This window comes from Oerskovia gallyi (assembly GCF_014836745.1).
Taxonomy (GTDB): domain Bacteria; phylum Actinomycetota; class Actinomycetes; order Actinomycetales; family Cellulomonadaceae; genus Oerskovia; species Oerskovia paurometabola.
In genome coordinates, this window is record NZ_JACSQE010000001.1 from 84,646 (window position 1) to 97,198 (window position 12,553).

Annotated in this window: 9 protein-coding genes; 4 read left to right on the forward strand and 5 right to left on the reverse strand. The window is 73.1% G+C overall.

Features of this window, described 5'->3' with window-relative positions; all coding sequences use genetic code 11:
* The first annotated feature begins 252 nt into the window (after nt 1-252).
* On the forward strand, nt 253-2,412 hold the full coding sequence (locus tag H9640_RS00350; protein ID WP_191788773.1) for a catalase: 2,160 nt from the start codon (nt 253-255) through the stop codon (nt 2,410-2,412).
* 81 nt (nt 2,413-2,493) lie between these two features.
* Here the strand turns inward: H9640_RS00350 and H9640_RS00355 are convergent, their stop codons facing one another.
* From H9640_RS00355 to nhaA, 3 genes are all read right to left on the reverse strand, one after another.
* Nucleotides 2,494-4,377 carry an alpha/beta hydrolase gene (locus tag H9640_RS00355; protein ID WP_191788774.1) on the reverse strand — a complete coding sequence of 628 codons (1,884 nt, stop codon included), beginning with the start codon at nt 4,375-4,377 and terminating at the stop codon, nt 2,494-2,496.
* 64 nt (nt 4,378-4,441) lie between these two features.
* Entirely contained in the window at nt 4,442-5,602 is a 1,161-nt protein-coding gene (locus tag H9640_RS00360) for a hypothetical protein (protein WP_191788775.1), read from the reverse strand.
* A 71-nt stretch (nt 5,603-5,673) separates the two neighbouring features.
* Entirely contained in the window at nt 5,674-7,041 is a 1,368-nt protein-coding gene (gene nhaA, locus H9640_RS00365; protein WP_318243573.1) for a Na+/H+ antiporter NhaA, read from the reverse strand.
* 196 nt (nt 7,042-7,237) lie between these two features.
* On the opposite strand from nhaA, the gene H9640_RS00370 reads away from it, so the two are divergent.
* Entirely contained in the window at nt 7,238-8,011 is a 774-nt protein-coding gene (locus tag H9640_RS00370; protein WP_191788776.1) for a YqeB family protein, read from the forward strand.
* A 9-nt stretch (nt 8,012-8,020) separates the two neighbouring features.
* Here the strand turns inward: H9640_RS00370 and H9640_RS00375 are convergent, their stop codons facing one another.
* Together H9640_RS00375 and H9640_RS00380 are read right to left on the reverse strand one after the other, a co-directional pair.
* The gene (locus tag H9640_RS00375; RefSeq protein ID WP_191788777.1) at nt 8,021-8,584 is read right to left on the reverse strand and encodes a DUF1697 domain-containing protein; all 564 of its coding nucleotides are present in this window, start codon (nt 8,582-8,584) and stop codon (nt 8,021-8,023) included.
* Nucleotides 8,585-8,587: 3 nt separating this feature from the next.
* Nucleotides 8,588-9,778 carry a formylglycine-generating enzyme family protein gene (locus H9640_RS00380; protein ID WP_191788778.1) on the reverse strand — a complete coding sequence of 397 codons (1,191 nt, stop codon included), beginning with the start codon at nt 9,776-9,778 and terminating at the stop codon, nt 8,588-8,590.
* Between the two features lie 350 nt (nt 9,779-10,128).
* Between H9640_RS00380 and H9640_RS00385 the strand changes: the two genes are divergently transcribed.
* The gene (locus H9640_RS00385) at nt 10,129-10,764 is read left to right on the forward strand and encodes a PadR family transcriptional regulator (protein ID WP_191788779.1); all 636 of its coding nucleotides are present in this window, start codon (nt 10,129-10,131) and stop codon (nt 10,762-10,764) included.
* A gap of 82 nt (nt 10,765-10,846) precedes the next feature.
* Nucleotides 10,847-12,532, forward strand: a complete 1,686-nt coding sequence (locus H9640_RS00390) for a DHA2 family efflux MFS transporter permease subunit (RefSeq protein WP_191788780.1) — start codon at nt 10,847-10,849, stop codon at nt 12,530-12,532.
* Nucleotides 12,533-12,553 lie beyond the last annotated feature (21 nt).

Sequence of the window (12,553 nt, forward strand, 5' to 3'; positions counted from 1 at the left end):
GGGCGCATCATGACGGTCGACGAGCTGCTCATGCGTCGACCCTAGCAGCGGCGGAGGACGGGCCCGCAACCCGGTGAACCCGGACTCCGGCAGGTGCTCCTGCCGCCGTCGAGCGTCGGCACCGGGCGGGGCGAGCGCGTGCGAGCCGTCCCGGGCCGTGCCTACGGTGGCGGGTCCGCAGGCTCCGGACGCCACGAGCGACCGGAGGCGCCACCGGACCGACCACCGACACCCCGACCGAAGGGATCACCCATGAGCGCGCGACGAACCCCCGACCAGGAGCCCCCGGCGGACGTGAGCCCCACGGGCGTGCCCGCCGACCAGAAGGACCCGGACCCCCGCGCCCAGCAGGGCGACCGGCTGACGACGGCCCAGGGGCTGCGGGTCCACGACACCGACCATTCGCTCAAGGCCGGACCGCGCGGCCCGGTCCTGCTCGAGGACCACCACCTGCGCGAGAAGATCACGCACTTCGACCACGAGCGGATCCCGGAGCGGGTCGTGCACGCGCGGGGCGCGGCCGCCCACGGTGTCTTCACCTCGTACGGCAACGCGTCCGCGATCACCAAGGCGGGCTTCCTGTCGCAGGAGGGCAAGGAGACCGAGGTCTTCGTCCGCTTCTCGACCGTCGCGGGGTCGAGGGGCTCGGCGGACACCGTGCGCGACGTCCGGGGCTTCTCGACCAAGTTCTACACCGACGAGGGTGTGTACGACCTGGTCGGCAACGTGATCCCGGTGTTCTTCGTCCAGGACGCGATCAAGTTCCCGGACCTGATTCATGCGGTCAAGCCGCACCCGGACCGTGAGATCCCGCAGGCGCAGAGCGCGCACGACACGTTCTGGGACTTCGTGTCCCGGCACACCGAGGCCCAGCACACGACCATGTGGGTCATGTCGCCGCGGGGGCTCGCGGCGTCCTACCGGACGACCGAGGGGTTCGGCGTCCACACCTTCCGCATGGAGAACGCAGCGGGCGAGACCTCGCTGGTCAAGCTCCACTGGAAGCCCGTGGCGGGCGTGCACAACATGGTCTGGGAGGAGGCGCAGCTCGCGGCGGGCTTCGACCCCGACTTCCACCGTCGTGACCTGGCCGACGCGATCGAGGCGGGCGCGTTCCCCGAGTGGGAGCTGGGGCTGCAGGTCATGCCGGACACCCCGGACGAGATGTTCATGGGCATCGACCTCCTCGACCCGACGAAGATCGTGCCCGAGGAGCTGTGCCCGGTGCAGAAGGTGGGCCGGCTGCGGCTCACGGCGAACCCGTCGAACTACTTCGCCGAGACCGAGCAGGTGGCGTTCCACCCGGGCCACCTGGTGCCCGGGATCCAGATCACGAACGACCCTCTGCTCCAGGGGCGCCTGTTCTCCTACCTGGACACGCAGCTCAGCCGCCTGGGCGGACCGAACTTCGCGCAGCTCCCGATCAACCGCCCGCACGCCCCGGTCGACGACATGCTGCGCGACGGGATGCACCAGACGGCGGTGCACGAGGGGTTGGGGACGTACCAGCCGAACACGATGGCGGACGGCCTCCCGGCCGTGTGTCCCGTGAGCGACCCGGGCGTCTACGTGACGCTGCCGACCCCGGTGTCGGGCGAGAAGGTCCGGGAGAACCCGGTGTCGTTCGCCGACCACTTCACGCAGCCCCGGATGTTCTGGAACTCGCTCACGCCCATCGAGCAGACCCAGACCGTGGCGGCCTACACCTTCGAGCTCGGCAAGTGCCAGGACGAGCAGGTGCGCGTGCACCAGCTGCGCGCCCTGGCGAAGATCGACGCCGACCTGGTCGCGCGTGTCGCGGCGGGCCTGGGCCTGCCGGTCCCCGAGGGCGAGCCCGGCGACGGTCGTGACGGCGCGGGAGAAGGGCCGGGGGCGGGGGAGTCCGACGGCATCACGCGGTCTGCCGCGATCTCGGAGGTCAGCGACGTCCCCGGCCCGATCGCGGGGAGGAACGTCGGCGTGTTCGTCGGCGAGGACCTGGTCGACGGCCTTCGTGCGGTCCGGGAGCGGATCGGCGCCGAGCAGGCGCTCGTCAAGGTCGTCGCCGCACGCGGTGGCGTGGTGGGCTCGGGGGCCGACGAGCAGAAGGTCGACCGCACCGCGGCGACCGTCCGCTCGATCGAGCTCGACGCGGTCGTGGTCGCGGACGGCATGGCCGGGTCTGCGCTCGGGACCCACCCGCGGACGCGGACCGTGCTGGAGGAGGCCTTCCGCCACGGCAAGGCGATCGCGGCCTGGGGCGACGGCGTCGACGTCCTGGTCGCGGCCGGGATCGACACCGAGGCCGAAGGAGTTCTCACGGCCGACGAGCTGTCGGACGGCCTGCTCGACGACCTCGTCGACGCCGTCGGCCTGCACCGTGCGTGGGGCCGGCTCTCGGCGTTGGACGCCGCGGGCACCCAGGCCTGGTAGCCGTCCCGCTCGTCCGCCCGACGGCGGGGCGCGCCTTCACGCGGAAGGTGCGCCCCGCCGTCGGGCAGCAGGGAGGGCGGCTCAGCCCGTCGAGCTCGACGCCGCGGGCTGCTTGGTGAGCATCTGTTCCTTGAGCCGTGCGGTGTCGGCCTCGTCCCAGCCGCCGGGCGCGTTGAGCGCCGACCAGCCGTCGGCGTACTCGAGGTAGTACACGTGCCCGTGACCTGCGGGGATGTCGGAGGCAGCCGCGACGAACAGGTCGCCCGTGAGCTGCCAGAACGTGACGAAGGGTCGCCACTGCACGGCGTCGAGCACGTCGGGGCCGCGGGGCTCGCGCATCCAGTCGGGCTCGGACCACAGGGTCGTGGGCGACCACCACGTGACGCCGTCGGACGCGTGCTGGACGTAGACGACGCGCGGGGTCTCCCACGTGCCGGGCACGGACCAGACGTTCGCGGCGCTCGAGACCTCGGTGCCCCAGCGGATCTGACGCCCGTCCCCGTACACGGGCGAGTACTCGAGCGAGCCCGGGTCGCGGTTCGTCGTGAAGTACGTCCAGTTGGGCGTGAAGTTGGGCGTGCCCACGAACATGGCGCCGTCGGTGCGGGTCGTCATGTCCTGGAGGCCGCTGAACGCGCCCTGCGCGCCGAACGAGCCGAGCGAGATCCCGAACGCCATGAGCTTCGGCCGCGAGTCCTCGGGCTGCTGCGACCAGGCCTCGTACACGGCCTCGTAGAGGGCCTTGCCCGCGTCCGGCGGGGTGCTGCGGTCACCCACGAAGCTGATCCAGCTCGGCAGGTAGGAGTACTGCATCGAGGCGATCGCGGTGTCGCCGCCGTGCATGAGCTCGAGCGAGTTGCTCATGCCCGGGTCCACCCAGCCCGTTCCCGTCGTGGTGGCGACGACCAGGACGGACCGGTCCCACGCGTTCGTGCGGTCGAGCTCGTCGACCACGCGCTGCGCGGTCGCGTCGAGGTCTCCCGCAGGGTCGAGACCCGCATAGACGCGGATCGGCACCTGGACGTCCGCCGGGTCGACCACGTCTCCACCTGCTGCGAACTCGGTGAGCTCGGCCTGGGTCGGGCCGAGCGCCACGAAGCGTCGTCCCTCGGCGCCGAGCGACTCCCACGACGAGCCGGACTCCGCCGAGCCCGACCGCTCGGGCTCGGTGGGCGGGGAGAGCTTGGGGTCGATCTGCTCGTTGGCGCTCGCGTAGACGTTGTTGAGCATGTGCAGCACGCCGGCCCAGATCACGCCGTTGAACAGCAGGACCACGACGACCGCGACGATCACGCCGCTGAGGAAGCGCGCGACCGGCTTCGGCATGATGTTGTCGACGAGCAGGCTCACCCACTGGGCGACGCGACGCAGCGCTCGGCCGAGCTGCAGGACGGCGATCGCGATGAGCAGGGCCACGAACACGGTCGCGACGTCGTTGGCGGGTGCCTGCTCGGGCATGCCGAACAGGGCGCGCAGCTCGTGCTGCCACCGGGCCCCCAGGACGAGGAAGAGGGGCACCAGGACGAGTGTCGCGGCGCCGAGCACCCACCACGCGATGCGGCTCACGCGTGGGCTCCAGCGGATCCGCAGCCCGACCTTGAGGGCGAACCACTCGACGAACGCCCCGATCCCGTACCCGCCGACCATGCTCATGCCCGTGATGAGCGCCTGGTAGTACCAGGCACGGGGGATGAGCGAGGGCGTGAGCGAGTAGCAGAAGAACAGGAGGGCGAGGACGAGGCCGGTCGTCGAGAAGCGGCGCGCGTAGTGCTGGAGCCATGCCCACGCTCGACGGCGCAGCGGTGGGCGCGCCGGTCGGTCACCGTTTCGGGGCGCGTCCGCACGGGTCACCGTGTCGGGGGTCTCCGGCGCGGCCTGCGCTCCGCGTCGGGGCAGGTGCTCCGCAGCCGTCGCGGTCCCGGTGGTCGGGGCGGTCTCTGACTGGCGCGGGGCGTCTGGCGTCACGGGTGCGATCGTACGGGGCTGGCAGGATCGCGCCACCGAGAGCGCGGTGGGTCGCTCGTGACGCTCAGGGCAGGTAGCCCCCGATGAACGCGTCGACCCACGCCTGCTTGTCCGCTCCCGAGCAGTCGCTCGTGTAGTTGACCCAGGACGCGCCGAAGCGGATCGCGACGCAGTCCGCGACCTTCTCGCTCGCGTTGGAGCCGTAGGCGCCCGCGAGCAGACCGTCGATCTGCGACCACGACAAGCCGTGCGCGGCCATGAGGCGCCCCTGGTAGATGTGGGCCATCTCGTGCCGGATGACGTCCTTCGTCTTGGCCGGTTGCCCGGCCAGGCGCGAGGCGTTGACGAGGATCGTCGAGGTGTTGCCCTTCCACACGCCACCGAGGTGGCCGGACAGGCCCGGGTCGTCCCACGAGAGGGAGACGCCGCCGTTGCCGGGGAGGCTGCGCAGGGTCGATTCGCCGACCTCCTGGATCGACTGCGCGGGGGCCGCCTGCGACGGCGAGGAGGTGGCAGCCTGCGGGGCTGCGGCCGCCTTGTCCGCGGCCGCTCGGTCTGCTGCTGCCTTCTCGGAGGCGGCCCGCTCGGCGGCGGCCTGTTCCGCAGCGGCCTGCTCTGCTGCCGCTTGTTCTGCGGCCGCCTGCTCCGCTGCGGCCTGCTCTGCGGCGGCCTGTTCCGCTGCCGCCTGCTCGGCGGCCGCCTTCTGCGCCGCGGCAGCCCGTGACTGCTCGAACTCGTAGCTCGCGGTCGCCAGACGCACCTGGGCGTCGAGGCCCTCGGCATGCTCGACGGCGTTGCGAAGACGCGCGAGGCCCCGGGCGAGGAGGGGGCTCGGCGTACGAGCGGTGCTCTCGGCCTGCACGCCGACCTCGTCGATCGCGCGGAGCAGCGCGCTGCGCAGACCCTCGTCGACCTTTCCCGCGGCCCGTTCGACCGTGCGGGTCGCGCGCTCGACGAACCGGGCCGCCTTCTCCTGGGCGCTCGCGCGCTCGGTGTCGCCGGTCGCGGCGGCCGAGGCGCCGGCCACGGGGTTCGGTGCGTCGCCGGGGATCGCGGCCGTCCCGCTCGCCAGGGCCGCGACGAGCGCTACGCCGAGGAGCCGGGTCCCGACGGTCCGCCGACCTCGGGGGCGCCGGACGTCAGGCGGTGTCTCGCACCGGCACCGGTTCTCGTCGCACCCGGCTACGCAGGTGCGGTCGTCGGTCGAGGTCAGAGAGTCGCGCATGCTCTCTCAATGCAGTTGCCCCGGGCGTCAGCAGGTCTCCGCCGGGCGGGTGCCGGTGCAGAGCTGCCGGGTCAACGCTCGTCGTCCGCGGCGTCGCCGATGTACGTCGAGATCCCGTCGGGCAGGCCGTCCTCGTTCATGTCGTCGGAGCGCTTGCGCCGGGCGTCCCAGCGCAGCGCGGCGGCCGCGAGGAGCGCCGAGGCGACCGAGGCGAGGAGCACCGCGGCCTTGGCCGACTCGGTGTGCTCGGAGTCGGGGAAGGACAGCTCGGCGATGAGCAGCGAGACCGTGAAGCCGATGCCCGCGAGCAGGCCCACGGGCAGCAGGTCGCGGACGCCGATGCCGGGCGCGAGGCGCAGCGGCGTGAGCTTCGTGACGAGCGCCGTGACGCCCAGGACGCCGATCCCCTTGCCGACCACGAGCCCGACGATGATGCCGATCGCGACCGGCTGGCCGATCATCTCGCCGACCCCGCCGCCGTCGACGAGCGAGACACCTGCGGCGAAGAACGCGAAGATCGGCAGCGCGATCCCTGCGGAGATCGGCCTGATGCGGTGCTCGTACTGGTGGGTCCGGGAGGTCTTCTCGCCGTGGATCGCGAGGGCGGGGACCATGAAGCCGAGCAGGACGCCCGCGACGGTCGCGTGGATGCCGGACGCGTGGACGAGCGCCCACACGACGAGGGCGAGCGGCAGCAGGAGCCACCAGTGCGTGCGGCGGCGGCGCACGAGGAACGCGAACAGCGCGACGCCCACGAGGGCGAGGCCGAGCGGCGCCCAGTGCAGGGTCTCGGTGTAGAAGACGGCGATGACGACGATCGCGAGCAGGTCGTCGACCACGGCGAGCGTCAGCAGGAAGGTGCGGATCGCCGTCGGTAGGCCGCGGCCGAAGACCGCGAGGACCGCGAGCGCGAACGCGATGTCGGTCGCGGTCGGGATGGCCCAGCCGTGCACGGCGTCCGCACCGCCGCCCCACAGGGCGACCGTGACGTAGAGGATCGCGGGCACGACCATGCCACCCACGGCCGCGAGCATGGGCACCCCGGCCTCGCGCGGGTTGCGCAGCGATCCGGCGACGAACTCCTGCTTGAGCTCGACGCCCACGACGAAGAAGAAGATCGCGAGCAGGCCGTCGGCGGCCCACGTCGACAGCGACAGGTCCAGGTGCAACGCCTCGGGACCGACCGTGAAGGCCGCGAGGTCGAAGTACGCCGCGCGCCAGGGCGAGTTGGCCCACAGCAGCGCGAGGATCGCGGCACCGATGAGGAGCGCACCGCCCGTGGTCTCCCGGGTGACCCAGCGCTTCCAGCGGCGCCCGGCGCTCGGCCGCTGGGTCGTCACGAGGGGCAGGGCGCCCGACGGCGTCGCTCCCGTGGGGAGGGCCGGGTCTCCCCGGGGGGTCTCGTCCGGGGTGGGGGTGTGCTGCTCGTGCGTGCTCACAGGTCTCCTGTGGTTGAGGGGTCGTCGACGTCACGCCGACCAGACTTCCCGGCACACCAGCCTGCCATCCTACCGGGCGGTCGGCCCGGCAGGCGGAGCCCTGGGTCGGCGGCCCGCCGGAAGGAGGACCTCGACGGGCCGGAAGTCCGCCGAAAGGGGGATGTCTCGGGCACTCGGTGCACGCGAGCATGACGGGGTGCACGAGAAGATCCACGAATCCTTGACCACGGACGCCGGCTCCCACGACCCCACGGAGACGGTCGTCGGGGCCTCCTCCGGCGAGACCCGTTTCCTCCGGCTCGTCCTGCCGGTCCTCGGCGCTGCGGCTGGCGTCGGCCTGCGCTGGCTCGCCGCCTGGATGGCGGGCCTGCCGTGGGTCCCGTGGCAGGGACTGGCTCGCTCCGTCGACGCCCTGGCCGACGTGTGGGGCGCATGGACCCTCGTGGGCCTCGGTGCCGCGGGCGCGGTCGTCGGGGCGTGCTTCGCGCAGCACCTGGTGGAGAACATGGGCCGGATCGCGGTCACGGTCACGGGGGCGGGGTTCAAGAACAAGGACACGCTCGAGACGGTCGGCCGCACCGAGGTGACCGACGTGTTCGTCGAGGGTGCGGTGATCGTGCTGCTGCGTGGTGGCAGCGAGCTCCACCGGTGGCCTGCGGACCTGCCGACCCGGCACGTCGCGGCGGCGTTCACGGGCCACGGCTGGCCCTGGCGTGAGGGCGGGGACCCCTTCCGTGCCGCGTACCGCCGCTGGGAGACCGGCGACGAGACGCTGCCCGCCGGGGCGGACGCGCTGCTCCGTGCGCGGGCGGGGCTCCTCGAGGCCGGCAAGGAGGCGCACGCCCGGGACGTGCGGGAGGATCTCGCCGCGATCGGCGTCGTCGTGCGCGACGAGGGCGCCGTCCAGCACTGGCGCCTCGTGGCCGACGGTGTCGGGGCCGGGGCGATCGGCGTCGGGCGTCGCGCCTGAGAGCCGCGGTCAGCCCGTCTCGTCCACGAGCGCGGCCAGCCTGGTCACGGTGTTCCAGTTCCTCGCCGTGCCCCACACGCCGAGGGTCCTGAGCAGGACGGCGGGCGTGAGCTTCGACGTGCCGACCCCGCCCTGGAACCACGTGTAGCTCACGGGGCCAGACCATGCCATGTGCGTGATGCCGTAGCGGGCGGGGTCGAAGGCCTCGATCCGGTCGGGAGCGGGCGCGTGCGGATGGAACGTCAGGAGCAGGTGGGACGGGTCCTCGCGCGCGGCGTCGTCGAACGGGTTCGCGGCGATCGCGGCCGCCAGGTCCGCGCCGGTCAGCGTGAGCACGTCGACGTCCAGGCCCAGGCGGTCGGCGAGGCCGCTGCGCACGAGGCGGGTGACGTCGTCGGGCCCCGTGGCGCCGGACGCCCCCCCCGCCCCCACGACCAGGTTCCCGCTCGCGAGGAGCGTGCGTGCCCCCGCGAAGCCGGCGTCCTGCGCGATCTCGCGCAGGTCCGCCGACGGGACCTTGCGGCCGCCGCCCACGTTGACGCCGCGCAGCAGCACCGCGAACCCTGACGTCACGGCTCAGCCCAGCAGGTTGCGTGCGGAGCCGGGCATCGCCGGAGCGGTCGACGTGACGGGCACCGGGGGGCGCACCACGCAGCGGAACCCGATGTGGCTCGTCGCCGTGTCGACCGCCTGGGGCGAGCGGGCCGCGGGCCGGTAGCGCAGGCAGTACTCCGGGGCGCACAGGTGCGAGCCGCCCTTGAGGGCCTTGCGGGGGATCGTCGAGCCGGGCTCGGCGCTCGCGGCGGCGCGCGGGTCGACGTCGGGTGTGCCAGGCCTGCCGACCGAGCCGGCGGGGGAGTGCGCGGCCGCCGCGTCGTGCTGCGCACCCCGTGCCTGCCCGGCGCTCGGCGAGCAGCACGCGGGCATCTCGACCGTGAGCGCGGACCTGGCCGCCTCGACCTCGGCCGCGGACCGGGCCTCGGCCGCATGGTTCGGGGTGTAGAACGACGTGGTCCACTCCCAGACGTTGCCGATCATGTCGACCAGGCCGAAGCCGTTCGCCGGGAACGCCCCGACGGGGCTCGTCCCGACCCATCCCGCCGCTCCCGTGTTGCGGTACGGGAACGACCCCTGCCAGTGGTTGGCGAGCAGCTCGCCGTCGGGCCGGTACTCGTCGCCCCACGCGAACCGCGCACCGTCGAGCCCTCCCCGGGCCGCGTACTCCCACTCGACCTCGCTCGGCAGCGACCGACCGGCCCACGCCGCGTACGCCTGAGCGTCCTCGAACGACACCTGCACGACGGGGTGGTCCTCGCGGCCCTCGGTCGAGCTGCCGGGGCCGTGCGGGGCGCTCCATCGGGCACCCGGCTGCCAGCGCCACCACTGCCGCCAGTCCGAGAGGTTCACCGGGCCCGCGGTCGGGGTGAACACGAGCGCGCCCGGCACGAGGTCCTCGGTCGCCACGCCGGGGTAGTCGGCCGGGTCGAGCGGGCGCTCGGCCACGGTGACGTAGCCCGTCGCAGCGACGAACGCGGCGAACTGCGCGTTGGTCACGGGGTGCTGCTCGATCTCGAAGGGGGCCACGGTGGCCTCGTGGACAGGCTGCTCGTCGGGGTAGAACTCGGTCGAGCCCCGGCGGAAGGACCCGCCGGGCAGCGGGACCACCGGCGTGAGCGCTGCGTCGGCGCTCCCGGGGGCGCGTGGCGTCTCACGTGCTGGTCCTCCTGCCGAGGACGCTGCCGGTGACGTGCCCGTGGTGGTGTCCATGCGTCTCCTCGTGTCGAGCTCGTCCTCGATGCTGCCCCGGTGCCGTCGGCGGGCGGGAGCCGGGCCTTCGCGGGGCCGCCCGTCTCGCTGCCCGGAGGGCGCGCTGACCTGCGGCGACGCTCTGCCTTCCGGGTGCGGGTCCTGCTTGACCGACCTGCTTCCCCCGACCCTAGCGTCGGGGACCGTCACCCGTCTGCCCCTCGCCGCGGCAGGTCGGTTCGACGCGCCGTGTCCCGGCATCGCCCGTGATGCCGCTCACGACGCGCACGCACCCCTCGACCTGACGGTTGCCCGAGGCGTATATTCCAGCCGGAGTATTCCACCCGGGAGCGACCACGAGGAGGCGACGCATGGCACGCAAGGAGCTCTCCGCCGCTGCCCTGCTCCTCCTCGGGCTGCTCCACGAGCGCCCCATGCACCCGTACCAGGTCCACCAGACCCTCAAGCAGCGCGGCGACGACCGGCTCGCGAGCATCACGCCGGGCTCGGTCTACCACTCCATGGACCGGCTCGCGTCCGACGGCCTCGTCGAGGCCGTCGGCACCGACCGCGAGGGGAACCGCCCTCAGCGCACCACCTATCGGCTGACCGATGCGGGGCGCGAGGCGTTCGCGGCTCGCACGGCCCTGCTGCTCGGCGAACCCCGGCAGGAGCACCCCTGCTTCCCGCTCGCGCTGTCGCAGGCGCACGCGATCGACCGGTCGGGTGCGGTCACCGCGCTGCGGGCCCGGCGCGCGGCGACGGCCGAGGAGCTCGCTGCCTGGTCCCGCAGGTACGACGTCGTGCGGAGCCACGGTCTGCCCCGTCGCCTCCTGCTCGACGTCGAGTACGACCTCCACCGGATCGAGTCCGAGCTCGCGTGGCTCGACGGTCTGCTCGCCGACCTCGACTCCGGCGCCCTGGACTGGGACGAGTCCGTCCCGCAGTCCTTCCGCGACTTCGTCGCCGCCCGCTCGCGGGCGCAGGCCACGGACCACGTGCCCTGACCTGCCGCCGGGATCGCGCCCGGCCGCGGCTGCTCGCGCAGCCTCCTGAACACCCTGCCCTCCTTCGACCTCAGAGGACCTCATGACCACGACCCCTCCCTCAGGGAGCCTGCCCGCGACCGGTGCTGCGTCGTCCACCACGGCCACCGCGCCCGCCGGTCCGCCTGCCGGCGCACCCGCCGGCCCCCCGCTCGTCGACCTCGGCGGGCGCAGCCCGTGGAGCATCCTCCCGGCCCTGTGCCTGGGCTTCTTCATGATCATGGTCGACACCACGATCGTGAACATCGCCGTCCCGACGCTCGTCGACACGTTCGACACGACCCTGACCGCGGTGGGCTGGGTCAACAGCGCCTACCTGCTCACGTACGCGGTGCTGCTCCTGCTCGCCGGTCGCCTGGGTGACCGCTTCGGCCCCAAGCCCGTGTTCGTGCTCGGCCTGGTGGTCTTCACGCTCGCCTCGTTGTGGTGCGGGCTGTCCGGCTCGGTCGAGATGCTCATCGTGGCGCGCGCCGTCCAGGGCGTGGGTGCCGCGCTCATGACCCCGCAGACCATGTCGATGATCACGCGCGTCTTCCCGCCGCGTCAGCGCGGTTCCGCGATGGGGCTGTGGGGAGCCGTCGCAGGCGTCGCGACCATCGCGGGCCCGCTGCTCGGCGGCGTGTTCGTCGAGACCTGGGGCTGGGAGTGGATCTTCTTCGTCAACATCCCCGTGGGGGTCGTGGCCCTCGTCCTGGCGCTGCGGAGCCTGCCGTCGCTGCCGACCAACAAGCGCAGCTTCGACATGGTCGGGGTCGCGCTGTCGATCGTGGGCCTGTTCCTGTTCGTGTTCGGCCTGCAGGAGGGCGAGACGTACCACTGGGGCACGGTCGTGGGGCCGCTGAACATCTGGACGATCATCGGCCTCGGCGTCCTGGTCCTCGCGGCCTTCGTGCTGTGGCAGCGTCACCTCGGTGAGCGCGCGCTCCTGCCGCTCACGCTGTTCCACTCGCGCAACTTCTCGCTCGCGAACGTGTCGGGCATGGCCGTGTCGTTCGGCATGATCGGCATCTTCTTCCCGCTGACGATCTTCCTGCAGTCGATCCTCGGCCTCTCACCCCTGGAGGCGGCGCTCATCAACCTGCCCGGCTCGCTCGTGTCCGGTGTCGTGGCGCCGTTCGCGGGTCGGCTCTCGGACCGGATCCCGGGCAAGTGGGTCGTCGCGACGGGGTTCGCGCTCCTCACGGCCTCGGTCGTGTGGCTGAGCGTCGCGGCCACGCCCGACGCGAGCGCCTGGTCGATCGTCGCGCCCATGACATTGTTCGGGATCGGGACGGGCGCGCTCTTCTCGCCGCTCGCGAACCTCGCGACGTCAGGGCTCGACCACCGCACGGCCGGCGCGGGCGCCGGAGCGTTCAACACGTTCCGCCAGGTGGGCGGCGTGATCGGCTCGGCCGCGATCGTGGCGACGCTCACGAGCCGGCTCTCGGCGACCCTGCCGGCCGCTGCGCGCGACGCCTCGGCGGGGCTCCCCGCCGAGCTCCGTCAGCAGTTCGTCGACGGCTTCGCCGCCGCCGGTGGCTCGTTCACCGGGGGAGCGCAGCACATGGAGCTCCCCGCGGGCATCCCGCCCGAGGCCGCCGCGCAGATCCGCGACGCCGCGACGACGGCCCTGCACCAGGGGTTCTCGCTCGCGGTCGGGCAGACGCTGCTCGTCACGGCGGGTGTCCTGGTGATCGGGCTCGTCGCGGCACTCTCGATGCGTGCCACGCACGTCGCGCACGCGGACTGAGGGCCTCCCGTCCCGCCCACC

Coding starts and splice junctions, on each gene's coding strand:
- H9640_RS00380 (WP_191788778.1), bottom strand. CDS start 9,778: ATGGACACCACCACGGGCACGTCACCGGCAGCGTCCTCGGCAGGAGGA.
- H9640_RS00350 (WP_191788773.1), top strand. CDS start 253: ATGAGCGCGCGACGAACCCCCGACCAGGAGCCCCCGGCGGACGTGAGC.
- H9640_RS00385 (WP_191788779.1), top strand. CDS start 10,129: ATGGCACGCAAGGAGCTCTCCGCCGCTGCCCTGCTCCTCCTCGGGCTG.
- H9640_RS00390 (WP_191788780.1), top strand. CDS start 10,847: ATGACCACGACCCCTCCCTCAGGGAGCCTGCCCGCGACCGGTGCTGCG.
- H9640_RS00360 (WP_191788775.1), bottom strand. CDS start 5,602: ATGCGCGACTCTCTGACCTCGACCGACGACCGCACCTGCGTAGCCGGG.